This is a genomic window from Sphingopyxis sp. (assembly GCF_036261875.1).
In the GTDB taxonomy this organism is placed as follows: domain Bacteria; phylum Pseudomonadota; class Alphaproteobacteria; order Sphingomonadales; family Sphingomonadaceae; genus Sphingopyxis.
Map to the genome: position 1 here is coordinate 1 of NZ_DATAJZ010000009.1, position 25129 is coordinate 25129.

At 67.5% G+C, this 25129-nt stretch carries 22 protein-coding genes; 7 read left to right on the plus strand and 15 right to left on the minus strand.

Going from position 1 to position 25129, the window contains the following annotated elements; genetic code table 11:
• From VHO04_RS04465 to VHO04_RS04480, 4 genes are all read right to left on the minus strand, one after another.
• Window positions 1-786, minus strand: a 786-nt coding sequence (locus tag VHO04_RS04465; RefSeq protein ID WP_329627180.1) for a DHH family phosphoesterase, incomplete at its 3' end; no start/stop codon positions are given.
• Window positions 783-2291 carry a PH domain-containing protein gene (locus VHO04_RS04470; protein ID WP_329627181.1) on the minus strand — a complete coding sequence of 503 codons (1509 nt, stop codon included), beginning with the start codon at window positions 2289-2291 and terminating at the stop codon, window positions 783-785. The genes VHO04_RS04470 and VHO04_RS04465, both read right to left, overlap by 4 nt.
• The gene (locus VHO04_RS04475; protein ID WP_329627182.1) at window positions 2288-2815 is read right to left on the minus strand and encodes a PH domain-containing protein; all 528 of its coding nucleotides are present in this window, start codon (window positions 2813-2815) and stop codon (window positions 2288-2290) included. The genes VHO04_RS04470 and VHO04_RS04475 overlap by 4 nt, the downstream gene beginning before the upstream one ends.
• A gap of 154 nt (window positions 2816-2969) precedes the next feature.
• Window positions 2970-4931 (minus strand): alkyl/aryl-sulfatase, encoded by a 1962-nt coding sequence (locus tag VHO04_RS04480; protein ID WP_329627183.1) that lies wholly within the window; start codon window positions 4929-4931, stop codon window positions 2970-2972.
• 98 nt (window positions 4932-5029) lie between these two features.
• Here VHO04_RS04480 and VHO04_RS04485 point away from each other — a divergent pair, with 98 nt between their 5' ends.
• A complete protein-coding gene (locus VHO04_RS04485; RefSeq protein WP_329627184.1) occupies window positions 5030-5512 on the plus strand; it encodes a flavodoxin family protein in 483 nt (160 codons plus the stop codon).
• A gap of 120 nt (window positions 5513-5632) precedes the next feature.
• Here the strand turns inward: VHO04_RS04485 and VHO04_RS04490 are convergent, their stop codons facing one another.
• On the minus strand, window positions 5633-6295 hold the full coding sequence (locus VHO04_RS04490; protein ID WP_329627185.1) for a YggS family pyridoxal phosphate-dependent enzyme: 663 nt from the start codon (window positions 6293-6295) through the stop codon (window positions 5633-5635).
• Between the two features lie 59 nt (window positions 6296-6354).
• Here VHO04_RS04490 and VHO04_RS04495 point away from each other — a divergent pair, with 59 nt between their 5' ends.
• Entirely contained in the window at window positions 6355-6987 is a 633-nt protein-coding gene (locus VHO04_RS04495; protein ID WP_329627186.1) for a thiamine phosphate synthase, read from the plus strand.
• On the opposite strand, the gene VHO04_RS04500 is transcribed toward VHO04_RS04495, so the two are convergent.
• Window positions 6960-7682 carry a hypothetical protein gene (locus VHO04_RS04500; protein WP_329627187.1) on the minus strand — a complete coding sequence of 241 codons (723 nt, stop codon included), beginning with the start codon at window positions 7680-7682 and terminating at the stop codon, window positions 6960-6962. The genes VHO04_RS04495 and VHO04_RS04500 overlap by 28 nt on opposite strands.
• A gap of 277 nt (window positions 7683-7959) precedes the next feature.
• Between VHO04_RS04500 and VHO04_RS04505 the strand changes: the two genes are divergently transcribed.
• The 4 genes from VHO04_RS04505 (at window position 7960) to holA (ending at window position 12767) form a co-directional block, all read left to right on the plus strand.
• Window positions 7960-8412 (plus strand): DUF3576 domain-containing protein, encoded by a 453-nt coding sequence (locus VHO04_RS04505; RefSeq protein WP_257545919.1) that lies wholly within the window; start codon window positions 7960-7962, stop codon window positions 8410-8412.
• A 51-nt stretch (window positions 8413-8463) separates the two neighbouring features.
• The gene (gene leuS, locus VHO04_RS04510) at window positions 8464-11013 is read left to right on the plus strand and encodes a leucine--tRNA ligase (protein WP_329627188.1); all 2550 of its coding nucleotides are present in this window, start codon (window positions 8464-8466) and stop codon (window positions 11011-11013) included.
• Window positions 11014-11190: 177 nt separating this feature from the next.
• Window positions 11191-11739 carry an LPS assembly lipoprotein LptE gene (gene lptE, locus VHO04_RS04515; protein ID WP_329627298.1) on the plus strand — a complete coding sequence of 183 codons (549 nt, stop codon included), beginning with the start codon at window positions 11191-11193 and terminating at the stop codon, window positions 11737-11739.
• The gene (gene holA, locus VHO04_RS04520) at window positions 11736-12767 is read left to right on the plus strand and encodes a DNA polymerase III subunit delta (protein WP_329627189.1); all 1032 of its coding nucleotides are present in this window, start codon (window positions 11736-11738) and stop codon (window positions 12765-12767) included. Before lptE ends, holA begins: the two co-directional genes overlap by 4 nt.
• Here holA and VHO04_RS04525 read toward each other — a convergent pair whose 3' ends face one another.
• The 8 genes from VHO04_RS04525 to VHO04_RS04560 all read right to left on the minus strand — a co-directional run bounded on the left by VHO04_RS04525 (window position 12768) and on the right by VHO04_RS04560 (window position 23616).
• Window positions 12768-14567, minus strand: coding sequence for a sodium:proton antiporter (locus VHO04_RS04525; RefSeq protein ID WP_329627190.1), 1800 nt, complete (start codon window positions 14565-14567; stop codon window positions 12768-12770).
• 96 nt (window positions 14568-14663) lie between these two features.
• Window positions 14664-17498, minus strand: a complete 2835-nt coding sequence (locus tag VHO04_RS04530; RefSeq protein WP_329627191.1) for a TonB-dependent receptor — start codon at window positions 17496-17498, stop codon at window positions 14664-14666.
• Between the two features lie 155 nt (window positions 17499-17653).
• Window positions 17654-18376 (minus strand): ligase-associated DNA damage response endonuclease PdeM, encoded by a 723-nt coding sequence (gene pdeM / locus VHO04_RS04535; RefSeq protein WP_329627192.1) that lies wholly within the window; start codon window positions 18374-18376, stop codon window positions 17654-17656.
• 36 nt (window positions 18377-18412) lie between these two features.
• On the minus strand, window positions 18413-19468 hold the full coding sequence (locus tag VHO04_RS04540; RefSeq protein ID WP_329627193.1) for an aspartyl protease family protein: 1056 nt from the start codon (window positions 19466-19468) through the stop codon (window positions 18413-18415).
• A 265-nt stretch (window positions 19469-19733) separates the two neighbouring features.
• Entirely contained in the window at window positions 19734-22142 is a 2409-nt protein-coding gene (locus VHO04_RS04545) for a ligase-associated DNA damage response DEXH box helicase (RefSeq protein WP_329627194.1), read from the minus strand.
• Between the two features lie 207 nt (window positions 22143-22349).
• Window positions 22350-22820 (minus strand): SRPBCC domain-containing protein, encoded by a 471-nt coding sequence (locus tag VHO04_RS04550; RefSeq protein ID WP_329627195.1) that lies wholly within the window; start codon window positions 22818-22820, stop codon window positions 22350-22352.
• Window positions 22817-23146 carry a metalloregulator ArsR/SmtB family transcription factor gene (locus VHO04_RS04555; RefSeq protein ID WP_329627196.1) on the minus strand — a complete coding sequence of 110 codons (330 nt, stop codon included), beginning with the start codon at window positions 23144-23146 and terminating at the stop codon, window positions 22817-22819. Before VHO04_RS04555 ends, VHO04_RS04550 begins: the two co-directional genes overlap by 4 nt.
• Window positions 23143-23616: a VOC family protein gene (locus tag VHO04_RS04560; RefSeq protein ID WP_329627197.1), complete on the minus strand. Its 474-nt coding sequence runs from the start codon at window positions 23614-23616 to the stop codon at window positions 23143-23145. The genes VHO04_RS04555 and VHO04_RS04560 overlap by 4 nt, the downstream gene beginning before the upstream one ends.
• A gap of 96 nt (window positions 23617-23712) precedes the next feature.
• On the opposite strand from VHO04_RS04560, the gene VHO04_RS04565 reads away from it, so the two are divergent.
• Window positions 23713-24642, plus strand: a complete 930-nt coding sequence (locus tag VHO04_RS04565; protein ID WP_329627198.1) for a glutaminase — start codon at window positions 23713-23715, stop codon at window positions 24640-24642.
• Between the two features lie 33 nt (window positions 24643-24675).
• Here the strand turns inward: VHO04_RS04565 and VHO04_RS04570 are convergent, their stop codons facing one another.
• Window positions 24676-25062 (minus strand): septal ring lytic transglycosylase RlpA family protein, encoded by a 387-nt coding sequence (locus tag VHO04_RS04570; protein ID WP_329627199.1) that lies wholly within the window; start codon window positions 25060-25062, stop codon window positions 24676-24678.
• Window positions 25063-25129 lie beyond the last annotated feature (67 nt).

The following is a 25129-nucleotide window of genomic DNA, read 5'->3' on the forward strand; positions in this document are numbered from 1 at the left end:
CACCAGCGCGCGGTTGAAGCCGGTGAGCCGCGCGACATCGGCGACGGTGCCGAGCGCGACGAGGTCGAGCAGTTCGATCAGCGCGGGCTCGGCGCGGCTGCCGAAATGCCCGCGCGCGCGCAATGTGCGGAGCAGCGCGGCACCGAGCAGGAAGGCGACGCCGACGGCAGCGAGGTTGCCGTGGATTGCTGCGTCGGCTTCCTCGTCGAGTCGGTTCGGGTTCACCACCGCGAAGGCATCGGGAAGGATGGTCGCGCATTGATGGTGATCGACGACGATCACCTCGACCCCTGCCGCCTTCGCTTCGGCGATCGCGTCGAACGCCTGCGCGCCGCAATCGACCGTGACGACGAGCCGCGACCCGGCCTCGCCGATCTTCACCAGTGCGGCGCCCGACGGGCCATAGCCTTCCATCAATCGGTCGGGGATATAGGCGCCGACCGGCACGTCGAGAGCGCGGAGCAGGCGGACGAGCAGCGCCGCCGAGGTCGCGCCGTCGACGTCGTAATCGCCGAAGATCGTTACCGCCTCTTGGCGCTGGACCGCGTCGGCGAGCCGCGCGGCGGCGGCATCCATGTCTCGAAACAGCGACGGGTCGGGCATGAAGCCGCGCAGGGTCGGCGCGCGCTGGCGTTCCAGATCGTCGCGTTCGACCCCGCGCGCGAGCAGAAGCTGCGTGACGAGATCGTCGGGCGCGAGGCTTGTCCCGCCCATCTCTGCACTCGTCCGCCGCCAGTGCCACGGCTGGCCGAGAATCGAGCGCGTGATGCCGAGTGCGGCGGTCATGCGCGCGTTCCGGCGGCGAGAATGCGCGCGCGCAGGTCCTTCGCTGTGCCGAGCGGGATGGCCGGAATCTCATGCGCGCCAAGCGCGCTTCCGCCCGGCACGCCGAAAACGAGCGTCGCGAGGCCGAGCGGGCGAAGGATGAAGTCGGTCTTGAGGTCGACGCTCTGCACCGAGGCGTGCGGGAGCAACGTCGTCCGGGGCCTCCAGAAACCGCTGCGGATCGCGACCATGTCGCCGGTGTCGATCCATTGATGGAAGCGCGTGCCGATGAGCGCAAAGGCCGCGATCAGCACCGCCGCGACGACCGCGATCCAGCCGATCGGCTGCCCGAGAAAGACCGCCAGGCTGCCGCCGATCGCCGCGCAGGCGGCGCCGATCAGGCCGCCGAGCGCGATGATCCGGTGGCTGTGCGACCAGGGGCTGCCGGGGGCGGGGCGATCGATCGCGACTTCGCCCAGCACCGGATCGATCTCGGCGAGCCTGCCGAAGGGGATGATCTGATGGTCCTTCTCCTTCTCGCCGTCGCTCGCCAGGCTTTGCAGGCGCAGTTCGTGCCAGCCGAAGCGCTGCCGCAGCCAGCCGGTGACAAGGATCGCCGCCTGCACGCGCTTCACCGGCACCGCGACGTCTGTTCGCGTCGTCAGGCCGCGCGTGCGGCGTAGCGCGCGGGGCTCGCGCGTCAGGCGGAAATTCCAGTTGGCGAACGCCATCGTCGCGATGCCGCTCGCGAAACCGATGAAGAGGAGCGAGATGGCGGCGCCGAGACCGGCGACCCAGCGATGCGCGAGCAGCCAGCTGTCGAGGCCATAGCGTTCGGCAAGGTCGATCCAGTCGACGGGATTGAAGATGTTGAAGTCGAACGGCAGCAGCCCGTCGAAGAATTGCATCGCGGCGCCGACGATCGCGAGCGCGGCGAGCGAGAAATTGAACAGGCCGGCGATCAGCAACCGGCGTGGCCCCATCGCGAAGAGCAGCCGGTCTTCGTCGGGTGCGGATGCATCGGATGCCGCGACGGTGGCCGGCGCGCTCCGGTGCGCGCGGATCGTCGCGCGCAGCGCTTCGGCGGCGTCGAGGCCGATCGCGTCGAGCGTCGCGTCATTCTCCTTGCCGCCGCCCGCGCCGGTCTCCAGCCCCACCTTCGCGATGCCGAGCGCGCGCGCGATCAGCCCCTGCTCGATGCCGACGTCCTGAATGCGGTCGAAGGGGATAGTGCGGTGTTGGCGCGACAGCACGCCGCTTTCGATGATGATCTCGTCTGCACCGACCGCGAAGTGGAAGCGCAGCCAGTGGAGCCAGGCGAAGACGAGCGAGACGAGGAGGAAGAGGAGCAGCGCGGGGGCGACATAGGTCCATTTCCCCGCGATTCCGATCGCCGCGAGCGCGGGGATGAAATTGAGCGTACGCGGTCCGAGCTGAACGATCGACAGCGCCAGCGTCGCAGGATGAAGCCGCTGCCAGTGCGGCTCGGCGGTGTCGATTGCGGGAAGGGCGGCGGCATCGTTCATGCGAAATCGGTCTGGATATGGCGGCGGATCGTCTCGCGCATCGCCGCCGCGAGATCGGCGTGCAGCCCGGGCAGCGTCACCATGGAGTTGTGGGTGCCCGAGGTGTGGACGACGAGGTGCGATAGGCCGAACAGGCGCTCGACCGGCCCCTGCCCGACGTCGATATGCTGGACGCGCACGAAAGGGACGATGGTGTCGGTGCGAAACAGCCAGCCGCGCGCGACGCGAAGCTGCCCCTCGCCGATCTTGAAGCCCCAGCGCGTGACGCGCCGCGCCGGAAAGCTGACGATCATGACGATCGCGATCAGCCACGCCGCGACGCTGAGCAGCCCGAACGGCCCGCCGATCCGCGGCATCACCAGGATATCGACGAACGTCGCCGCGACCGCGAGCGGTAGCAGGGTGAGCGCGGTCGTCACGCGCAGCACATGGACGAAAGCCGGATCGACCGGATCGAGCCCCTCGCGCGCATTGAGCGCGTCGGGTGCGAAAGGGTCAGTGGGCGCTGCGGGGGTTTCGGTCATGTCCCTTCGTTAGAGCATGATGATCCGGAATAAAATCCCGTGTCCCCGCGGAGGCGGGGACCCATCACCGGCCGGCTCCAAATGGCACCGTTCGATGATGGCCCCCCGCCTTCGCGGGGGAACGGCCCCTATTCGGCGATGGCCTTTCTCGCCCTTACGGCTCCACGACATGAAAGCGCGGGTCGGCGGGCGGGTGGAGCGCGAACCACGACAGGAAGGCCATTTTGTCGCCGTCGATGCGGATCGCGCCCGACTGGAACAGCGCCGGGAACTGCGCCTGCCCCAGCATCACATCGTCGAGCGTCTTGCGGTCGATCGTGATCGTCGCGGTCGGCGCGGCGTCGGTCACGCCGTAGCGGGGAAATTCGACCCCGTCCTCGACCACCACCGCGACCGCTTCCTTGCTGTCGGGCAGCACGAACTGGAACGTCCCTTTCAGCGCCGATCCCTTCGCCGCGTCGAACCGCGTCGCAAGCGCATCGAAAAAGACGCCGGTCGGGATCGCGCTGACGAAGCTGCGGCTCTGCCCGTTGCTCGTCGACGCCGCGACCTCGGTACCGCGCAAAGTCGCGGCGGCGGCGAGATAATAGTTGCGCCACGCCCCGGATTCCGCCTGATAGCCCATCTGGTCATAGGCCGAGGCGAGTGCATCGCGCGCCGCCTTGTTGGCGGGCTCGGCAAAGACGAGCTTGTTCAAAAGCTCGGCCGCCCAGCGATAATCGCCCGCCGCGATCGCCGCCTGGCCCGCCGCGAGCAGCTTGTCGGCGCCGCCCGCGAGCGCGACATATTTGGGCGCCGACTGTTCGGGCGGCAGCGGGTTGAAATTGGCGGGATTGCCGTCCCACCAGCCGAAATAGCGCTGATAGGTCGCCTTCATGTCGTGATTGAGCGTGCCGTAATAACCGCGCGTCGAGAAATCGGTCGCCTGCACCGGCGCCTCGGGCGTCTGGTCGGCGAGTTCGTGCAGCGTCGCGCCGCGATTGGCGAGAAAGAGCGTGCGGTCGTGGACATAGCGATAGGCGTCGCGCTGATGGGTGAGCAATTCGCTCACTTCGCCCGTCCCCCAGGTCGGCCAATGATGCGATCCCATCGCGACCTCGGCGCTGCCGCCCCATTTGAGCAGCATCGCGTCGATCACCTTCGACCAGCGCAGCGCATCGCGCACCTGCGCCCCGCGCAGGGTCAGGATATTGTGGAGATTGTGCGTCACCACCTCGGTCGTGTGCAGCGCCTTGTAAGCGGGAATGTAGAAGACGAACTCGGCGGGCGCCTCGGTGCCGCCGGCGTCCATGAAATCGAACGCCAGCCCGTCGATGGTCAGCGTCCCGCCCTTGTCGCTCAGCGTCTCGGTCGGCTCCATATAGCCGATCGTTCCCGACGACAGCTTGGGGCCGAGCCCGGTGTCGACCTGTCCCGCCGGGCCGGGAGGCAGGATCGCACCGAACATATAGAGCGCGCGCCGCCCCATCGCCGCGCCGGCAAGGACATTCTCCGCCGTCGCTTCTTCCGAAAAGCCGTGCGGCGCGATGATGCGAACCTTTCCCGTCTTCACATCGGCCGCGTTGACGATCCCGCCGACGCCGCCGAAATGGTCGCTGTGACTGTGGCTGAAGATCACCGCCTTGATCGGCCGCCGGCCTTCCTTCGCCTCGACCGTGTCGGCGAACAATTTCCATCCCGCGGCGGCCGCCTCTTCGGAGAGCAGCGGGTCGACGACGATCCAGCCGCTCTTGCCGCGGATGATCGTCATCACCGAAATATCATAGCCGCGAAGCTGCCAGATCTTGCCCGGCACCACCTCGAACAGTCCGTGGACCGCATTAAGCCGCGCCTGCCGCCATAACGAAGGATTCACCGTGTCGGGCGCCTTGGTCTGGTTCAGGAAATCATAGGGACGGCGGTCCCACACCGTCTTGCCGTCCTTGCCCAGGATCACGCCGTCCGGAATCTCGGCGAGCTTGCCGCGCATGACATTGGCCTCGTCGCGCGGATCATCGAGCGGCAGGCGCTTCGCGAGTTCGGCCTGCGCGGTGCGGGTCGCTTCGCTCGCGGCGTCCTGCGCGAAAGCGGTGGCGGGCAGGGCGGCGGTCAGCAGCAATAGGATCAGTCGGCGCATGTCTCTCTCCCCCGATGTCGTCCTGCTTGCGCCGCGCGCCGCGGCTTGGCAAGCGAAGGCCCCGTGGCGCGGGCGAGCGCAGCATAGAGGATCGGCCGATGGAAGAATGCAAACTTCTTATCATTTGGCACAGCCGCACCGGCGGCAGTCGCGCGCTCGCCGAAGCCGCCGCTGCTGGGGCGGCGGGCGCTGATTGTCTCGCTGCGGACGATGTCACCCCCGACCGGCTTCTGGCCGCGGGCGGCTATCTCTTCGTCGGCCCCGAAAATCTCGCCGCTCTGTCGGGGGCGATGAAGGAGATGTTCGACCGCTGCTACTATCCCTGCCTCGGCCGGATCGAGGGGCGCCCCTATGCGACGATCATCTGCGCGGGCTCCGACGGCGAAAACGCCCAGCGCCAGCTCGACCGCATCGCGACCGGCTGGCGGCTACGGCGCGTCGCCGATCCGGTGATCGTGAACACGGCCGCGCAGACGCCCGAAGCGATTCTGGCGCCGAAGACGATCCCGGCTAACCGCCTCGCCGAAGCGCGCGACCTGGGCGCGGCGCTGGCCGAAGGGCTGGCGGCGGGGATTTTCTGAAGGAGGCGGGCCATTGCCGGGGCCGCTTTTTGGGGTGGGGAGCGGACGTAGCCGATCCTCCCCGTACCGGGGAGGATCTCAGGTCGGCTTCCGGTCGCCCCCCACCAAGCCTGCCAGCTCTTACCCGCGCGTCCCGAACAGCGCCGTCCCCACCCGCACATGCGTCGCGCCGAGCATCACCGCAGTCTCGTAATCGCTGCTCATCCCCATCGAGCGCAGCGGCAGGTCATGGCGCTCGGCCAGTTCGTCGAGCAGCGCAAAATAGGGTGCGGGTTCGACCTCGGCAGGCGGGATCGCCATCAGGCCTTCGATCTTGAGGCCCGCCTCGGCCGCTTCGGCGAGCAGCGCGGGGAGGTCGCACACCGCACAGCCGCCTTTCTGCTCCTCGTCGCCGATATTGACCTGCACGAAAAGCTGCGGCCGCCTGCCGGTCTTTTCGCAGGCTTTTGCAAGCGCCTGCACCAGCGACGAGCGGTCGACCGAATGGATCGCGTCGAACAGCATCACGGCTTCCTCGGCCTTGTTCGACTGGAGCTGGCCGATCAGGTGGAGTGTGATGTCCGCGGCTTCGGCCCGCAGCGCGGGCCATTTCGCCGCCGCCTCCTGCACGCGATTCTCGCCGAAATGGCGCTGGCCCGCCGCGATCAGCGGTCGGATCGCGTCGGCGCCGTGGGTCTTCGACACCGCGATCAGGCAGATATCCGCAGGCTTGCGCTGCGCGCGCTTCGCCGCGTCCGCGATTGCGGTCTTCACGTCGGCCAGCCGTTCCGCCGCGTCATCCATATGCTCGTCCTCGCAGGGGGCGCGTTGCGCGCGCTCGCCACGCGCCTATAGGAAGGGCGATGGTCCCGCGCCACCCTCTTGCCCGCAAACCTGCCCCCGGATTGCCCGATGTCTGGCTGTTCAGCGATGAGCGGACGGTCGCGGGCATCGCCGAACTCGCCGCGATCCTGCCCCCCGGCAGCGGCATCGTCTTTCGCCACGACCGGCTCGCACCCGGCGCGCGCTGGCGGATGTTCCGGCGGCTGGCGCGAATCGCGCGGTCGCGGAAGCTGCTGTTGCTGCTCGCCGGACCGCCCGCGCTTGCGAAGCGCTGGGGGGCCGATGGCGCCCATCTCCGCCAGCCGCTCGCGCGCCGCGCGGCGGCGGCGCATCGGCTCGGCCTGATCGTCGCCATGCCGGTGCACGACGGGCGCGAGGCGCGCGCCGCGCGCCGTGCGGGCGCCCACGCGGTCTTCGTCTCGCCGCTCTACCCGACGCGCTCGCATCCGGGCGCGCCGGTGCTGGGGCGCGCGGCATGGTTGCGGCTTGCGCGGCTGGCGGGCGCGCAGGCCATCGCGCTCGGCGGCCTGACCCCGGCGCGGGCGCGGGCACTGCGTCTTGCGGGCGGGCGCGATGCCGGCTGGGCAGCGATCGATAGCTGGGATGAAAAGGCCGCGCGGCGGCGTCAGAAGCGGAAGGCGGTTCCGACGTAGACGGCCTGGCTGTCGCGGCGCGAATCGGTGAGCGGCTGGACGCGTTCGTCGGTGCGATAGCGAACGCCCGCCGTGACATCGAGATTCCTGGTCAGGCGATAGCTGCTGACCACATCGACGTTCTGATCGTCGCCGGGCGCGGTGATGCGGTCGGTCGCGCCGGCCGGATCGCTCGCATGGCTGGTGACGCGCGTCGCGAAGCGCGACTTGCGCTCGGCCTGCTCGGGCGCCTTGGCGACCGGCAGATTGCGGAGGTCGACCCCGCGCGGCAGCGCCGGAGTGACAAATTTCTGGAAGCCGACCGATGCGCCGAGATTATAGGCGACCGGCGTGATCGCGATCGGCATGTTGGTGCGGCCCGTTGCTGCCAGCGCGGCGGTGCGCGCGGCGCTCGATGCGTCGTCGCGGGCGCGGATGACGACGGTGATGGCCCGGTTCTCGCGGGTCCGGTCGGTGATCGCGGGCGTGAAGCTGAAGCTCCGCCGCGCTTCTGCCGACATCTTGTTATAGCGCGCGATCAGGCGCTGATCACCCGAAGCGGGGGTGAACTGGCCGAGCAGGCTTTCGGACAAATGGGTGTCGCGGGCGCGGTCGGCGCGAGTCATCGCGGCGAGGGCAGGGGGCAGCGCGACCGAAATCGCCGCGGCGGCGAACAGCCCTGCTTTCCAGAAATGTCGCGGCTTGCGCGCCATCATTCTGCGACTCCATCCCCAATCGACTCGTCAGATAGGCTTCTGGTCCGGATAATTCCAGTGCTTAGCGACGAATCATCACACCGCTCGGGCTTTTCGCCGAAGTTGTTGCGCGAACACCACAGTGCGGCCCCAGGATGAGCGGCCAAGATGAGCGGGGGGTGAACGGCCGGAAAGACGCGATTGCCGCGCTTGCCGGACGGCGGCAAGGGCGATAGAGACGCCTCACGATTTTCAGCACGCGCCACCTTTGCGGCGCCCAAGGATAAGGTGTTCCGGCATGTCCAAGCTTTCCGCTCTTGCCTCGCGCTCGGCAGCGCTCGCTCTGCTCGGGGTCGCGGCGCTCGGACTTTCGGCTTGCGGCGGCAAGGAGCGGCCAAAGGCCGATCTCGCGGCGTCGCAGGTGACGACGATCGGGGTGAATAGCTATCTCTGGCGCGCTTCGCTCGACGCGCTGTCGTTCATGCCGCTGCTCCAGGCCGATAGCTCGGGCGGGGTGATCATCACCGACTGGTATGCGAATCCGGCGAATCCGGGCGAGCGGATGAAGGTCACCGTGTCGATTCTCGACCGCGACCTGCGCGCCGATGCGCTCCGCGTCGCCGCCTCGCGCCAGGTGTCGCAGGGCGGCGCCTGGGTCGATGCGCCGGTGCAGGCGGCGACGGTGCAGAAGCTCGAGGAAATCATCCTCACCCGCGCCCGCGACCTGCGCCGCGGCGCGATCGAAGGCTAATCCTCCGGCGCGGGGCCGCGCCGACAGACAGACAACGGGGTAACCGACTACATGACCCGCGAAACGCGCTTTGGCGCTTTGGCCGCCGATGCCCGCTGGCAGGCGGCCTGGGATGCCGCGAACAGCTTTGCGACCAATGAATCGGGCGAAAAGCCCAAGGCCTACATCCTCGAGATGTTCCCCTATCCGTCGGGGCGCATCCATATGGGGCATGTCCGCAACTATGCGATGGGCGATGTGCTGGCGCGCTTCAAGCGGATGACCGGGCACGATGTTCTCCATCCGATGGGCTGGGACGCGTTCGGAATGCCGGCGGAAAACGCCGCGATGGAAAAGGGCGTCCACCCCGGCGGCTGGACCCGCGACAATATCGCCGCGATGCGCGCGCAATTGAAGCGCCTCGGCCTCGCGATCGACTGGAGCCGCGAGCTCGCGACGTGCGAACCCGACTATTATGGGCAGGAACAGGCGCTGTTCCTCGACATGTTCGCCGCGGGGCTCGTCGCGCGCAAGGAAAGCTACGTCAACTGGGATCCGGTCGACATGACCGTGCTCGCCAACGAGCAGGTGATCGACGGTCGCGGCTGGCGGTCGGGCGCGCTGGTCGAGAAGAAAAAATTGTCGCAGTGGTTCCTCAAGATCACCGACTTCGCCGACGATCTGCTCGAAGGGCTCGGCAGCCTCGACCATTGGCCCGACAAGGTGCGACTGATGCAGGAAAACTGGATCGGCAAGTCGCAGGGGCTGGAGTTCTCGTTCCGGCTCGCGGGCGGCGCGCCGGGGTTCGACGTCTTCACGACGCGCCCCGACACCTTGTTCGGCGCCAGCTTCGCGGCGATCTCGCCCGACCATCCGCTGGCGGAGAGGCTGGCGAAGGATTCGCCCGAGCTGGCCGCCTTCATCGCCGAATGCCGCCGCCAGGGCACGTCCGCGGAGCAGCTTGAGACCGGCGAGAAGCTGGGCTTCGACACCGGCCTCGCGGTCGAGCATCCGCTCGATCCCGACTGGCATTTGCCGGTGTGGGTCGTGAACTATGTGCTGATGGATTATGGCACCGGCGCGATCTTCGGCTGTCCGGCGCACGACCAGCGCGACCTCGATTTCGCGCGCAAATATGAGCTGCCCGTCCACCGCGTCATCGCCGACGGCGACGAGATCGCGCAGGTTTTCCACGGCGACGAGGCCTATGTCGGCCCCGGCAAGCTGGTGAACAGTCACTTCCTCGACGGCATGACCATCGACGAAGCGAAGGCCGCGATCATCGCGCGCTCGGAACATGAGGGCTGGGGCAAGGGCACCACGGTATGGCGCCTGCGCGACTGGGGCGTCTCGCGCCAGCGCTATTGGGGCACCCCGATCCCCTTCATTCACTGCCCGGCGTGCGGCCTCGTGCCGGTGCCGAAGAGCCAGCTTCCGGTCGTGCTGCCCGAGGATGCCGATTTCTCGGTCCCCGGCAATCCGCTGGATCGCCATCCGACGTGGAAGCATGTCGCCTGCCCGTCGTGCGGCGGCGAGGCGGTGCGCGAGACCGACACACTCGACACCTTCGTCGATTCGTCGTGGTATTTCCTGCGTTTCGCCAGCGCGCCGAGCGACCGGCCGTTCGATCCCGAGGTGATCCGCCGGTGGCTGCCCGTCGATCAATATATCGGTGGCATCGAACATGCGATTCTCCACCTTCTCTACGCGCGCTTCTGGACGCGCGCGCTGAACAAGCTCGGCATGATCGACATCAAGGAGCCGTTCGCCAGCCTGTTCACGCAGGGGATGGTGACGCACGAAACCTACAGCCGGGCGCAGGGCGAAGGCCTGCCGCCGCTCTTTTTCACCCCCGACGAGATCAGCCGCTCGGCCGATGGCGCGACGCTCGACGCCGACGGCGCGCCGGTCACCGTCGGCCGCGTGATCAAGATGTCGAAGTCGAAGAAGAATGTCGTCGATCCCGACGCCATCCTCGACCAGTACGGTGCCGACGCGGTGCGCTGGTTCATGCTGTCCGACAGCCCGCCCGAACGCGACCTGCCGTGGAGCGAGGCGGGGATCGAGGGCGCGTGGCGCTTCGTCCAGCGCCTGTGGCGCCTGTTCGGCGACACCGAAAATGCCGGCGACGGCGGCGAGGACAAGGCGCTCGCGCGCAAGCTGCACCAGACGATCGCCGGGGTCGCGACCGATGTCGAGGCGCTGGGCTTCAACAAGGCGGTCGCCAAGATCCACGCGCTCGCGAACGAGATCGAGAAGGCGAAACCCTCGGCGACCCGCGCCGAGGCGTGCCGCACCTTGATCCTGCTCGTCGCGCCGATGATGCCGCACCTTGCCGAAGAGGCGTGGGCGGCGCTTCCCGAAGCGCAGCGCTCGACCGCGATGGTCGCCGATGCCGCATGGCCCGCCGCCGATCCGGCACTGCTCGTCGAAGATGAGGTGACGATCGCGATCCAGGTTGCTGGCAAGCTGCGCGATACGATGACGATGCCCAAGGGACTCGACAAGGGCGCGGCCGAGGCCGCGGCGCTCGCGCGCCCGCGCATCGCCGAGCTGCTCGGCGGCGCGGCGCCGAAGAAGGTGATTGTGGTCCCTGACCGTTTGGTGAATATCGTTCCCTGATGGCTCTGAATGGATATTCGGATCAGGTGGTTTTGAAAGGAAGCGTCATTGCGAGCGCAGCGAAGCAATCTCCAGCTATCGTCCTGAAGGATTGCACGCTGGAGATTGCTTCGCTGCGCTCGCAATGACAAAGTGGATCAATCCGAAGCTGTTTGCTCTAGGCCCTATGTTCATTTGATGCGCACTCTCCTGACCTCCTCGCTCGTCGCCGCCTCGCTGGTCCTTGGCGGCTGCGGCCTTCGGCCGCTCTATGCAAGCGGCAGCAAGGGAGCGGTGGCGCAGGTGCTCGCCGACGTCGATGTCGCGCCGATCGAGGGGCATTCGGGCTTCCTCGTTCGCAATGCGCTGCGCGACCGGCTGCAGGCGACGCAGGGCGGACATGGCGCGGGCAAAAGGCTGCGGCTCGACGTCCGGCTCGAGGATTCGATCACCGGCTTCGGCGTCCGCGCCGACGATGCGGTGACGCGCGAGCGGCGGACGTTGCGCGCGCGCTACCAGCTCGTCGATGCGGCGACGGGTGAGGTGCTGCTCGACGCGACCGCGGCGCAGGACGCCGGCATCGACGTCGTCGGCAGCGAATATGCGACGATTGCCGCCGAATCGACGTCGCTCGAACGCCTCGCCTCGGGGGTCGCCGACCAGATCGTCGCGCGCCTTGCGGTCTTCGCCGATCGCGGCGGCGGCCAGTCGGCGGATGCCCCTGCGCCGCCGCCCGCCGGGCAATGAAGAGCGTCAAGCCCGCCGAACTCGAACGCCAGACGCGCCTCGACCCCGCGGTTCGCCTCATCCTTCTGACCGGCCCCGACGAAGCGACGATGGCGGCGGTCGCGGGCCATCTGATCGGGCTCGCGGGCAAGGAGGCCGAACGCCTCGACCTGACCGGATCGCAATTGTCGCAGGACCCGTCGCTGCTCGCCGCCGAGGCGGCGTCGATGTCGCTCTTTTCGCCGAGCCGGATCATCCGCCTCGAAATTTCGGGGAGCGGCGACGACAGCCTCGCCGCAGTCGAGGCGCTGCTCGCCGCCGACACCGCGATCAACCCGGTGATCGCGACCGGCGCTTCGGTCACCGCCAAATCGAAGCTCGTCAAGCTGGTCGAAGGGTCGTCCTCCGCCGTCGCCGCGATCTGTTATCAGCCCGACCGGCGCGCGCTCGTCGGCATCGCGATGGCAGCGGCGCAGGAGGAGGGGCTTCGGCTCGCCAATGGCGAAGCGCAACTGCTCGTTGATCTCGTCTCGGGCGATCAGGCGCTGATGCGCCGCGAGATCGAGAAGATCGCGCTCTATCTCGACGCCGCGCCCGACCGCCAGCGGCAGGTGACCCCCGCCGACATCGCCGCGCTCGGCGCCGCGACGCACGAGGAGGATGTCAGCGAATGCATCAACGTCGCCCTCGGCGGCAAGGTGCGCGAGCTGCCCGACATGCTGAGCAAGGCGGCGGCGGTCGGGGTCGCCGAGATTCGTATCATCCGCGCGCTCGGCATTCGCGCGATGCAGCTCGCGCGGCTGCGCGACGAGGTCGACGCCGGCGCACACCCCGCGACGGTGGTCTCGGCGCGAAGCAGCGGCGTCTTCTGGAAGGAACAGAGCGCGGTGACCGCGCAGCTCCACATCTGGGATTCGCTGCGCATCGCGCGGCTGATGACGCGGCTGCTCGATTGCGAGCGGGCGCTCAAAACCTCGGGCACCGCGGGCGCGGTGCTGTTCCGCAAGCTGATGACCGACATCGCGCACCAGGCCGCGCGGGCGCGCTGATCAGGCGGCCGGCACCACCACCGGATCGGGCGGGACGAAGGTCCATAGCGTATCGCCGGGCTCGACCGGCGGGCGGTGCTGCATCGAAAAGACCGCGAGCTCGCCGCTCGCGCGCTGCACCGCCAGCGTGTCGCCCCCCGACGCCCGCATCCGCGCGACGAAATCGGCGTAGGAGAATTTCTCGGTGATCCGGGTGCGTCCGAAACTCCACCCTGCCTGCAGCCGGTCGAGCTGCTCCTCGATCGGGGTGCCGCCGAGCGTCAGCACGCGTCCGCGCCGTTTGGCGCCGGCCTGCGCGGTGACCGGCATCCGGCTCACCCGGTCGTGGCCGACCTCGGGCGCGAGTTCGCTGCACACCAGCGCGTTGTAGCTGTCGTTGTCGGTCGCCGCGATCAGTTGCTGATAGCGGCCCATCTCGAGCTCGTCGTCGTGCGCCGCGTCCAATATGTCGCCCTGATGGACGGGCAGGTCGGCGCGGCGCGCGCGGCGGAGCGCGAACTTGCTCTCGTCGGCGATCAGCACCTCGCTGCCCTGCGCCTTGATGAATTCGGCGAAGGCGATCGTCCAGCTGTTCGCGCCGACGAGCAGCACGCCATTGCCCTTGCCGCGGTCGAGCCCGAGCCAGCGGGCAAAGGGCTGGGCGGTGAAGCCGTGCGCGAAGATCGTCGCGATGACGACCGAAAAGGACAATGGCACCAGCGCCTCGGCCCCCGGCACGCCATAATCGGACAGGCGCAGCGCGAACAGGCCGGTCACCGCGGCGGCGACGATGCCGCGCGGTGCGATCCAGGCGACGAACAGCCGCTCCTTGAAGGGAATGCGGGTGAAGAGCAGCGCGATCATGATCGTCAGCGGCCGGACCGCGAACAGCAGCAGGATCAGGAACAGCACGAACCGCGCCTGGAAATTGGTCACCACCGTCCAGTCGAGCGTCGCCGACAGGATGATGAACACGCCCGAGACGAGGAGGACGGTCAGATCCTCCTTGAAGCGCATCAGCATATGGCTCGAATCGGTTTCGCGGTTCGCCATCACCACCCCCATCGCGGTGACGGTGATCAGCCCGGTTTCGTGCATCACCAGGTCGGACAAGACGAAGACCGCGATCACCGTCGTCAGCAGCACCGGCGCCTTCAGATATTCGGGCACCCAGCCGCGGACGAAGGCGGCGGTCAGCGCAAAGGCGGCGGCGGCTCCAATCAGCATTGCGAGGACGCTCGCCGCGACGACGTCGGTGATGATCGCGGTGCTGTTCGCCTCGGCGCCGCCGTGGGTGATATAGGCATAGATGCCGACCGCGAGCAGCGCGCCGATCGGATCGTTCACGATCGCTTCCCATTTCAGCATATGCTTGACGCGCGGCGTGATGTTCAGCGTGCGCAGCATCGGCACGATCACCGTCGGGCCGGTCACCACCATGATGCCGCCGAACAGCGCCGAAAGCTCCAGCGACAGCCCGGCGCCGTAATAAGCGGCGGCGGTGCCCAGCGCCCAGCCGACCGGAACGCCGATGAAGACGAGCATGAACACCGCCGCGCCGGCATGGCGGAGCTCGCGGAACTTCAGCGTCAGCCCGCCCTCGAACAGGATCACCGCGACCGCGAGCTTGATGATCGGTTCGCGCAGCGCGCCGAAATCGCGCTCGGGATCGATCAGGCCCAATATCGGCCCGGCGACGATCCCCGCGACCAGCATCAGCGCGATCGCGGGTCTGCCCGTGCGCCAGGCGATCCATTGGGCGCCGATGCCGATGACCCCGATCAGGGCGATTTTGACGAGCAGGGAGTCGATCGCAAACATGATGCAACTCTATGCGAAGACGGCGAAAAGCGTCCAGAAAAAGAAACCGCCCGCTCTCCGGAGGGAGCGGGCGGTTTTCACTGGCTGCTCAGGCGATCAGAATTTGCCGCGCAGCGTCACGCCATAGGTCCGAGGTTCCGCGAGGAACATCGAGAAGAGCTGGCGCCCGCCCGGATATTGCGGATCGGCAAAGGCGGTGCCGGTCGAGGTGCCGCCTTCCTGGAACGGCGAGTTGAATGCGACCTGGGCATATTGCTTGTTGAAGATATTCTGTGCCCAGAGCTCGATGCCCCATTTCTCGTCGGCGCCGCGGATGCCGACGCGGGCATTGAAGATCGCGTAACCGTCCTGCTCCTTCTGCGGGAAGAGGTCGGAGCCGGTGTTGTAATCGCTGGTCATGCGGCCGTCGAGATAGACGAGGCCGGTCAGGCCGCTGCTGCCGATTTCCGGCGTCCAGGTCACGCTGCCGGTCGCGACCAGTTCGGGCGCGTTCGACAGATTGTTGCCCGGCAGCAGGCGCAGCGCCTGATCGAGCGGGGACCCCGACGAATTGCCGACCAGATTGCTGCGATATTTGGTCTTCGCATAGGTCAGGCCCGCGCTCATGCGGAAATTATGCGCGGGAACGAGCGTGGCTTCGAGTTCGAAGCCCTCGGTCCGCACACCCCAGCTCACGTCGTCCGTCGGGCAGGCGCCGGTGGTGTTTGCAGGATTCGCATTGGCCGGCGTGGGTGGGATGTAATTTGGTGCGCCAGCGAATTTATTCTGATCGCGGTCGCCGCCCGACAGATCGCTCGTGCAGCCGTTGACGTTCTGGACCAGGAAAACCGTGCCGTTGAAGGTATTGAGCTGGAAGTTCTTGAAGTCCGAGCGGAAGAAGGTCAGCCCGGCGCTGAACGGACCCGTCGCATATTTGGCGCCCAGTTCGTAGCTGGTGACGAGTTCGGGGTCGAACTGGAGGTTGCTGACCAGCGCCTGCGCGCCCGCCTGACCGCCGAACGGCAGAATCGGGGATTTCAGCGCCGACCGGTCGAGGTTGAAGCCGCCCGCCTTGTATCCGCGGGCGTAGCTGGCATAGACCATCAGTTCGTCGATCGGCTTGTACGACAGGATCGCGGTGCCGGTGAACTTATGCTCCTTGCGCTGGTCGTTGATCGACACGCCGTTGAGCTCGGCGGTCGAATTGCCCTGACAGCCGAGGCCGATCAGCGCACCGGCCAGCGCCTTGGCGGTGGCGTTGCTCGCGGGGTTCACCAGATCGTCGAGTACCAGGCCCTGGATCTGGGTGCAGACGGTGTTGTCGTTGGTGAAATCGGCCGCGAACTTCTTCTTGTCGTGGGTGTAACGCAGGCCGAGCGTCAGATCGAGCTTGTCGGTGATATGGAAGATATTGTGCGTGAAGAGCGCCCAGTTCGTTCCATTCTGCCGATAGCTGTCGTTGATCGTGCCGAGGTCGTTGAGACCGTCGAGCGCGGTGAAGGCGCTGACGATATCCGGACCCGAGGCGCCCGAAGCGAGCAGAAGCGTGTTGCGGCCGACGCCCAGCGGATTGCCGATGCCCCCCGCAACGCAGCCTGCCTGGCCCGGCGCATAGAGGCCGGCGAGACCGCCGCCCGAAACGATACGGCAATTGGCGAAGCGGCCATAATCGTCGCCGAAGCGCAGATTGTCGCGCACCGTCAGTTTCTCGTTGGCGAAGAAGCCGCCGACCAGCCAGTCGAGCTTGCCGTCGAAGGCTTCGCCCTGCAGGCGCAGTTCCTGGGTGAAGGTGTGGAACTGGCGATAGGCATCCTTGTCGTCGGCGCGATAGAGGATATCGACCGCGCCATAGTCGAGGTCGCCCGCCTGACCCGAACGATATTCGCGATAGCCGGTGATCGAGGTCAGCTTCGCGCCGCCGAGATCATAGTCGATCTGGCCCGAAAAGCCGTAATCCTTGGTCTTGCCGGCATAGCTGCGGCCCGCGCTGACCGACAAATTGCGGTCATAGCCCTGGTTGAAGGCGGCGAGCGGCTGGCCGAGGTCGGCGAGCACCTGGACGATATTGTTCGTCGTCGCGGACGCCGGGATACCCGGATTGTTGAGATTGCCGATATAGGGATTGACGCTGTTGTCGACATAGATCGCGCCGCAGCATTTTTCGTTGCGATAGGTGTAATCGGCGATCAGCCGGATCGACAGCGCGTCGGTCGGCTCGAACAGCAACTGGCCGCGCAGGAAATAGCGGTCGCGGTCGTTGACGTCGGTGTTGTTCGTCGTGTCGCGCAGGAAACCGTCGCGCTTCACCCAGACGCCGTCGAGGCGCGCGGCGAGCGTGTCGGTGATCGGGCCAGTGACGCTGCCGGCAAGGCGCCAATAATCGTAATTGCCATAGGTGATCTCACCCGAACCGCCGAAGGTGAAGTCGGGCTTTTTCGAATAGATGCTGATCAGGCCCGCCGACGAGTTGCGGCCGCCGAGCGTGCCCTGCGGGCCGCGCTGCACCTCGACGCGGTCGATCTCGCCGAGTTCGTTGAGGCCGATGCCCGAACGCGAGCGATAGACGCCGTCGATGAACACCGGGACCGAGCTTTCGAGGCCGGGGTTGTCGCCGACGGTGCCGATGCCGCGGATGCGTGCCGAGCCGTTGGCTTCGGAGCCGGTCGACGAGACGAGCAGCGACGGTGCGACCTGGTTCAATTGGCGGATGTCATTGGCGCCGCTGTTCTGCAGCACCTCGGCGCTGACCGCCGAAATGGCGACCGGCACGTCGGCGAGCCGCTGCGCGCGGCCCTGCGCGGTGACGACGATCTCGCTGTTGGCGCCATCGTCGGCGGGCGCGGCGTCGGCCGCGTCCTGCGCGAAGGCCGGGGCCGATACCACGACGACGGCGAGCGAGACGCCGAGCGCGCTGCTGCGCAAAAGGCGGGCGACAGGAAGGGAAGATTTCATGGTGGGCACTCCTCTCAGTTTTTGATTTTTTCGTTGCCCCCCGAACATAACCAAAAAGCGCCTCGTGCTTCCAGCCAAGGCCCGGTTTCGGCGTCGTTTTCGATCGGGTGATGCTTTTAAGCCACAGGCCGGGCGACGACGTCCGCGGAGGCTGGTCAGCGCCGGTTCGCGGCGATCGGAGCGTCCGCCGTAGCGTCATTCTCCGCCGTTCGGCCGCAGGGCAGCGACAGAAGGCGGCCGCGCGCAACGAGCATGGCGCGATAGGGGCCCGAAAAATTCGCGGCGATTGCAGCATCTTCGACGTCGAGCCCGCCGGTGAAGCTGCCGAAGGCGGGCAGGATCAGCCGCGTCGCATCGCCCGCGAAACAGGGACGCGACACGCCGCGCCCGCGCAGGCTGAGGCGCAGCTTGGGGTGGAAATGCCCCGATATTTCGGGCCGTGTCTCGTCCGCCCGGCTCTGGTGGCGAAAGACGATGCCGTCCCGGGTCCATTCATCGGCGACCTCGCCGCCCCACGCGCCTGCGGTCAGTCCGTCGTGGTTGCCCGCGATCCAGACCAGCTTCGCCGCCGCCGCCTGCCGCCCCAGCCGGTCGGCGATCGCGGGGACGATGCGCGCGGCGGCGTCGCGGTCGTGGAAACTGTCCCCCAGACACCAGATCGCGCGGGCGCCGGTGTCGATGGCGAGACGCGCGAGCCGATCGAGCGTGTCGTGGCTGTCATAGGGCGGCAGTGGCTGGCCGTGCGCCGCATACCAGCTCCCCTTTTCGAGGTGGAGGTCGGCGACGATCAACGCGCCGCGTGCCGGCCAGAACAGCGCGCGGTCGGCGAGCATGACGAAGCGCTCGCCGGCAAAATCAAAGGTCGCCGCGCCGGACATGGCGTCGCTATGGCAACGCCGCCCGCGCATCGCAAGCTATCCGATGCGCGGCTCGCTGCTTGCGGCGAAGCGCTGCCTGGTATCGCGGCTCGCGCCGCTCGGCAGGTCGAAGACGACGCGGCGGTTCGGAAAATCGATCTCGACGCGGTCGAACAGCGCGAGGCCGTCCATGCCGAGCAGCAAGGCGGGCCGTTCCTGAAGCCCGAGCGCGCGGAACGCCTGACTGTCGGCAAAGCTGATCGGCAGATTGTTCACGTCGAGGCCGTTGAGCGTGATGCGCTTGATCGCGGTCCGCTGGGCCGAAACATCCTCGCCGGTGACCGCGCTCAGCGTCGCTGGCGTGAACGGGAGGAGATTGGCGCCGCGGCGGACGACCAGCCTTTGCAGGGCGAGATTGCCGACGCTGGTCTGGGCGCCGGTGTCGACGATGACGTCGATGCGCTTGCCGTCGATCCGCGCGTCGGACAGGATCAGCCGCCCCGCCGCATTGCGCGCGGTGACGACGATCGCGTCGTCGTCGTGGATGATCGGGCGCGCGCGCTTGCGGGTTTCGAGGATTTCCATGCTTTCCTTGCGGAAATCGATCAGCACGCGCCGTCCCTCGAGCATGTCGACCCCGATCAGCCCCGCCGCGCCGAGGTGGCGGCCGAGGAGCGCGGGCGCGTCGATCGCGGCGAGGCGCAGATTCGCCATCTCCACCGCGGCGACGCGATAGCTCGGCACCACCGCCGATCCGCCGATCGTCGCCATCCTGAGCTTTGCGCCTTCGGCTAGCCCCAGCCGCTCGGCGAGCTCGCGCGCGATGACGGTGCGTTCCGCGCCGGTATCGACCAGAAAGGAAAACGGCCCTTCGCCGCCGACCATGACTTTCACCGCCATGCGCCGCGTCGCGTCGAGGTCGAACGGCTGGATGAAGGGGGTGACAAGAACCGGCGGCGCTATCGTTTCGCCGGCGGCAGGGGGGACGGGTGTGGCTGGCATCGCGGGCGCCTGCGATGCGGCGGGCGGCGAACCGGCCGGCGGCTGCGCCGCGCCGATCAACAGGGGCGCGGCGAGCAGCAGCGCAGCGGACGGCTTGATGGCATCGATCATGGCCGGCATCCTCATTATATATTTCGCGTCAGTCTACGCCTGCTTCGATGCGCCAGCAAGCGAAACGCGGGCGCGGAAGATTGGCCCCGATCCTCCTTCTTTCGTCATTCCCGCGAAAGCGGGAATCCCGCTTTTTCCTTCTTCTTTCTTCTTCGCGCCTTCGCGTGAGGCATTTGAGATCTCACGCAAAGGCGCAAAGGCGCGAAGAATTGAAGGGGCAAGAAAGCTGGATTCCCGCCTTCGCGGGAATGACGGAGATACCGGCCTATTCAGCCCGCATCGCCTCTTCCGCCAGCGCGTCGGCAAGGTCGCCCAGCAAGGCATCGTCGAGGTCGGCCGCGGCGACATTCTCGCGCCCGATCAGGACGAGCACCGGAATCGCGAGCGGACTGATCCGGTCGAGTGTCCGGTGCACCATCGTTCCCGCCGCGCGGTCGAGCAGATCGCCTAAGCGTGCAACGTCGGTCAGCCGCTCGCGCGCATCGGCCCAGGCGGCTTCGAGCAGCAGATGGTCGGGCTCATATTTCCGGAGCACGTCGAAGATCAGGTCGGTCGAAAAGGTCACCTGCTTGCCGGTCTTGCGCTTGCCCGGATGCTGGCGCTCGATCAGCCCGCCGATCACCGCGACCTCGCGAAAGGCGCGCTTGAGCAGATGCGACTGTTCGACCCACTCGATGAACTCGTCGGACAGGATTTCGGCGTCGAACAGCGCCTCGGGATTCGTCACCGGACGCAGCGACCAGATGGCGATCGCATAATCGGACGCGACGAAGCCGAGCGGTTGCAGCCCGATGCGCTCCATCCTTTTGGTGATCAGCATCCCGAGCGACTGGTGCGCGTTCCACCCCTCGAAGGGGTAGCAGACCATATAATGATGCCCCTCGTGCGGAAAGGTCTCGACGAGCAGTTCGCCGGGGCGCGGCAGGACCGAGCGCAGCGCCTGCATCTCCAGCCAGAAACGGACATCCTCGGGAAAACGCTGCCAGCTTGCGGGATCGGCGAGAAATTGGCGCACCCGGTCGGCGAGCCGGGTCGAGATGGCGAGGCGCGCGCCCATATAGGACGGAATGCGCGCCGGGCGCGTCGTCGCGCGGACGATCAGGTCGGTGTCGCGGATCGATTCGACCTCCAGGCTGAGCCCCGCGAAGGCGAAGGTGTCGCCGGGGGTCAGCGTGCTCGCGAAATATTCCTCGACCTGGCCGAGGCGGCGGCCGTTCCGGAAGCGCACCGCGGCCATCGGCGCCTCGACGATGATCCCGGCGTTGAGCCGGTGTTGCGCCGCCAATCGCGGATGCGAAAGGCGCCAGCGGCCTTGCCCGTCGGGGGCGAGGCGGCGGAAGCGGTCATAGCTTTTGAGCGCATAGCCGCCGTCGCGCACGAAGCCGAGCAGCCGCGCGAAAATTTCGGCGTCGATCCAGCGATAGGGCGCCGCGGTGCGGATTTCGGCGAGCAGTTCGGCCTCGGCGAACGGCGCGGCGCAGGCAAGCGCCATCACATGCTGCGCGAGTACGTCGAGCGCACCGGGGCGGAAGCGGTCGGCGTCGCGCTCGCCAGCCTCGACCGCGTCCAGCGCCGCGCGCGCCTCCAGATATTCGAAGCGATTGCCCGGCACGATCAGCGCCCGGCTCGGCTCGTCGAGCCGGTGGTTGGCGCGGCCGATGCGCTGGAGCAGCCGCGACGAGCCCTTGGGCGCGCCCATCTGGATCACGCAGTCGACGTCGCCCCAGTCGAGCCCGAGGTCGAGGCTCGCGGTCGCGACGAGCGCGCGCAGCCGCCCCTCGGCCATCGCCGCTTCGGCGCGCTGGCGCGCCTCGCGGTCGAGGCTGCCGTGATGGATCGCGATCGGCAAGCCGAGGTCGTTGACCTTCCACAGCTCCTGAAAGATCAGTTCCGCCAGCCCGCGCGTGTTGCAGAAGATGATCGTGGTGCGGTTCTTCGCGATCTGTGCCATCACCTGATGCACCGCATAGCGCCCCGAATGCCCCGCCCACGGCACCGCGCTCTCGGGCAATAGGATGCGGATGTCGGGGTCGGCGCCGGGCTCGCCCTCGACCAAAGTCACAGCGCTCGCGTCGGCATCGGGCGCGAGCCAGCCGCGATAGGCGTGCGCGTCGGCGATCGTCGCCGACAGGCCGACGCGGCGCAGCCCGGGCGCGATCGCCTGAAGCCGCGCCATCGCCAGGCTCAGCAGGTCACCGCGCTTGCCCGGCGCGAAAGCGTGAATCTCGTCGATCACGATGGTCTGGAGGTCGGCGAACATCGCGAAGCTGTCGGGATAGGAGAGCAGCAGCGACAGCGATTCGGGGGTGGTCAGCAGGATGTTCGGCGGCCTGGCGCGCTGCCGCGCCTTCTTGTCGGAACTGGTATCGCCGCTGCGGCTCTCGACGCTGATATCGAGCCCCATCTCGGCGATCGGGCCGAGGAGGTTGCGCTCGACGTCGGCGGCGAGCGCCTTCAGTGGCGACACATAAAGCGTGTGCAGCCGGTCGGAGGGGTGCACGGCCAGATCGACGAGCGTCGGCAGGAACCCCGCCAGCGTCTTCCCCGCGCCCGTCGCGGCGACCAGCAGCGCATGCTCGCCGCGCTGCCCCGCTGCGAGCATGTCGGCCTGATGCCGCCGTAGCCGCCACCCACGCGCGGCGAACCAGTCGGCAAAGGGGGCGGGGAGGCGCATGGGGTTGATGTGGCGTAGCGGACAGCAGGGGGCAAGTATCCAAGCCGATGACGGCGCCGTGTTCGCTAGCGACCGGAAGCCGACCTACCGTACATCGTCATCCCGGACTTGATCCGGGATCCATTTATCCAGCGCTGAGAGAATGGATCCCGGATCAAGTCCGGGATGACGAAAGAAAAGAACGGCAACTCCCCACCCCAAAACCGACTAAAACTGCGCCGCCAACCCCTTCAGCAACCCCCGCCAATGTTCGCCCAGCCTTTGCTGGAACAGCATCAGCTCGAACCCATGCCGCGCGGCATGGCCTTGCGGGATCGCATCCCAGCCGCGATGCTCGACCGTCACGCGCGTTTCGGCGCCCACCGCCTCGAAGCGCACCTCGACCTCGGTCGCCGGATCGGACGCGAAGCTCGGCAGGCGCCAGCCGAAGGTCAGGCGCTCGCCGGGTTGCCAGCAATGCACTGCGCCGATGACCCATTCTTCACCGTCGGCGAAGCGCGTCACCAGCCGCCCGCCCGGCCCCGCGGGGTCGAAGCGCAGCGTGCCGTCGCCCTTGGGCGACAGCGGGAAAAGCGGATGACTTTGCCACCAGCGGCCGATGCCGTCGGTGAAGGCCGCGAAGGCCGCTTGCGGCGTCGCCGCGACGCGCAGCGCGACGATCACCGCCGCGCCGCTCATTCTTCGCCGCTTTCCACATGGCGTTTGAACGCGGCAAGCTGGTGCGTCCAGCGCGCCTCGGTCTCGGCGAGCCAGCGCTTCAGCTCGTCGGTCGCGCCCTGCTTGAGGCTGTAGATGCGCACGCGCGCGTCGAAGGCGGGGTGGCCGTCCTCGACCAGCCCGCCTTCCTTCAAGGCCCGCAGATGCCGGCTCATCGCGGGCGGCGCGAGGCCGAGCGCGTCCGCGAGTTCGCCGGCGCTGCGCGGCCTTTGCCCCAGCAGCTCGATCGCGCGCCGCCGCTTCGGATCGGCGAGCGCGCCCAGCATCCGGTCGAGCGCGGCGCTCAATCGTCGAGCCGCGTCTTGGTCGTGAAACCGCCCTCGGCATCCCATTCGTCGGACGTCTTTTCCGCGACGGTGACGCCGAAGGTCCAGATATGCCCTTCGGGATCCTTGGCGCGATAGGTGCGGTCGCCATAGAATTGCGTCTCGGGCTCGGCGATGATGTCGGCGCCCGCGGCGCGCGCCGTCGCGCAATGCGCGTCGATATTCTCGCCCCGACTGAGCTGGACATGCACCGTCTGCGTGTTCTTGCCGCCCAGATTTGCGGGGCTGCGGTGATCGTCCGACCATTCGTTGCCGATCATGATCGTCGAATTCCCATATTCCATCTCGCTATGCGCAAGATTGCCCTGCTCGTCGAGCAGGACGAAGACGGGCTCGAATCCGAACGCCTCCTCCAGCCAGCGGAACGCCGCCTTGCTGTCCTTGTAACAGACGGCGCTCGAAAGCCCCTTGGGGCGCGGATGCTCGGCCATGATATGTCTCCCGAATCAATCGATTTCATATTTATAGAATATTTTCACAAATAAGAAAATACATGCAATCGCGAGTGAAGTTGCTAGGAAAAGCGCATGACAGCCGACCTCGCCCGCTGCGTCGCCGAAGCCTATGCCGTCGCGCTGCCGCACCGCGGCAAGGGCAAGGTCGCTGACTATATCCCCGCGCTGGCGACGGTCGACCCGAACCGCTTCGGCTTCGCGCTCGCGCTTCCGGGCGGCACCGTCCACACCGCGGGCGACGTCGACATCCCCTTTTCGATCCAGTCGGTGTCGAAGGTCTTCACTCTCGCCCTTGCGCTCCGCCGCCTCGGCGGTTCGCTGTGGGAGAGCGTCGGGCGCGAGCCGTCGGGCAGCGCCTTCAACTCGATCGTCCAGCTCGAAAGCGAGAACGGCATTCCGCGCAATCCGCTGATCAACGCGGGCGCGATCGCGACCACCGACCGGTTGATCGACGGGCGCAGCGGCGATGCGACGGTGGCTGAGATCCTCGATTTCCTGCGCGCCCGCGCCGGCGATGCCGGGGTCGCGATCGACGCGGGGGTCGCGGCCTCCGAATCCGAAACCGGCGCGCGCAATCGCAGCCTCGGCTATTTCATGAAGGGTTTCGACAACCTGCGGCATCCGGTCGAGGAGGCGCTGGGCGTCTATTTTCGCCAGTGCGCGATCGCGATGAGCTGCCGCCAGCTCGCCCGCGCCGGGCTGTTTCTGGCGATGGACGGCCGCGATCCGCTGACCGGCGAGCAGGTCGTCAAGCCGCACCGCGCCCGCCGCATCAACGCGATCATGATGCTGTGCGGCCATTACGACGCCAGCGGCGAATTCGCCTTTCGCGTCGGCCTGCCGGGCAAGAGCGGGGTCGGCGGCGGCATCCTCTGCATCGCGCCGGGACAGGGATCGATCGCCGTCTGGTCGCCGGGGCTCACCGAGGCGGGAACGTCGCTCGTCGGTGCGATCGCGCTCGAACATTTCGCCTATGCGGCGGGGTGGTCGGTGTTCGATTAGCGTCCGGCGCAGGTCCGGGTGCCGGTTCCGCGATCAATCGTTGTTGAGGAGCGCCAGCTTCACCCGCGCGGTGCCGCTGCGGTGCATACCGATCTGGCGGGCGGCGGCGTGGCTGATGTCGATTACCCGGCCGCGCGAAAAGGGGCCGCGGTCGTTGATGCGGACGACGACGCTGTCGCCGTTCGAGACATTGGTGACGCGAACCATGCTGCCGAAGGGAAGCGAGCGATGGGCGCCGGTCAGTTGATCGGGGTCGAAGCGTTCGCCGCTCGCGGTGCGGTTGCCGGCGAGTTCGTCGCCGTAATAGCTCGCCATTCCGCCATCGATCTCGGTCGCCTGCTCGGCCTCGGCGACCGGCTCGTCGGTGATCTGAGCTTCCTGCGCCGCAGCCGAAACCGTCAGCAGAAGCGGTATCAGCATGACTGAAAAGGCCCGCATGACATCCTCCCCTTTTCGGTGGAGGGCCCAAAGCAGCGGCGGCCTGTCA

What these genes read in the sequence shown, in the direction of transcription:
- VHO04_RS04470 (WP_329627181.1), bottom strand. Translation starts at nt 2,291, where the DNA reads ATGAACGATGCCGCCGCCCTTCCCGCAATCGACACCGCCGAGCCGCAC.
- VHO04_RS04475 (WP_329627182.1), bottom strand. Translation starts at nt 2,815, where the DNA reads ATGACCGAAACCCCCGCAGCGCCCACTGACCCTTTCGCACCCGACGCG.
- VHO04_RS04480 (WP_329627183.1), bottom strand. Translation starts at nt 4,931, where the DNA reads ATGCGCCGACTGATCCTATTGCTGCTGACCGCCGCCCTGCCCGCCACC.
- VHO04_RS04485 (WP_329627184.1), top strand. Translation starts at nt 5,030, where the DNA reads ATGGAAGAATGCAAACTTCTTATCATTTGGCACAGCCGCACCGGCGGC.
- VHO04_RS04490 (WP_329627185.1), bottom strand. Translation starts at nt 6,295, where the DNA reads ATGGATGACGCGGCGGAACGGCTGGCCGACGTGAAGACCGCAATCGCG.
- VHO04_RS04495 (WP_329627186.1), top strand. Translation starts at nt 6,355, where the DNA reads ATGGTCCCGCGCCACCCTCTTGCCCGCAAACCTGCCCCCGGATTGCCC.
- VHO04_RS04500 (WP_329627187.1), bottom strand. Translation starts at nt 7,682, where the DNA reads ATGATGGCGCGCAAGCCGCGACATTTCTGGAAAGCAGGGCTGTTCGCC.
- VHO04_RS04505 (WP_257545919.1), top strand. Translation starts at nt 7,960, where the DNA reads ATGTCCAAGCTTTCCGCTCTTGCCTCGCGCTCGGCAGCGCTCGCTCTG.
- leuS (WP_329627188.1), top strand. Translation starts at nt 8,464, where the DNA reads ATGACCCGCGAAACGCGCTTTGGCGCTTTGGCCGCCGATGCCCGCTGG.
- lptE (WP_329627298.1), top strand. Translation starts at nt 11,191, where the DNA reads ATGCGCACTCTCCTGACCTCCTCGCTCGTCGCCGCCTCGCTGGTCCTT.
- holA (WP_329627189.1), top strand. Translation starts at nt 11,736, where the DNA reads ATGAAGAGCGTCAAGCCCGCCGAACTCGAACGCCAGACGCGCCTCGAC.
- VHO04_RS04525 (WP_329627190.1), bottom strand. Translation starts at nt 14,567, where the DNA reads ATGTTTGCGATCGACTCCCTGCTCGTCAAAATCGCCCTGATCGGGGTC.
- VHO04_RS04530 (WP_329627191.1), bottom strand. Translation starts at nt 17,498, where the DNA reads ATGAAATCTTCCCTTCCTGTCGCCCGCCTTTTGCGCAGCAGCGCGCTC.
- pdeM (WP_329627192.1), bottom strand. Translation starts at nt 18,376, where the DNA reads ATGTCCGGCGCGGCGACCTTTGATTTTGCCGGCGAGCGCTTCGTCATG.
- VHO04_RS04540 (WP_329627193.1), bottom strand. Translation starts at nt 19,468, where the DNA reads ATGATCGATGCCATCAAGCCGTCCGCTGCGCTGCTGCTCGCCGCGCCC.
- VHO04_RS04545 (WP_329627194.1), bottom strand. Translation starts at nt 22,142, where the DNA reads ATGCGCCTCCCCGCCCCCTTTGCCGACTGGTTCGCCGCGCGTGGGTGG.
- VHO04_RS04550 (WP_329627195.1), bottom strand. Translation starts at nt 22,820, where the DNA reads ATGAGCGGCGCGGCGGTGATCGTCGCGCTGCGCGTCGCGGCGACGCCG.
- VHO04_RS04560 (WP_329627197.1), bottom strand. Translation starts at nt 23,616, where the DNA reads ATGGCCGAGCATCCGCGCCCCAAGGGGCTTTCGAGCGCCGTCTGTTAC.
- VHO04_RS04565 (WP_329627198.1), top strand. Translation starts at nt 23,713, where the DNA reads ATGACAGCCGACCTCGCCCGCTGCGTCGCCGAAGCCTATGCCGTCGCG.
- VHO04_RS04570 (WP_329627199.1), bottom strand. Translation starts at nt 25,062, where the DNA reads ATGCTGATACCGCTTCTGCTGACGGTTTCGGCTGCGGCGCAGGAAGCT.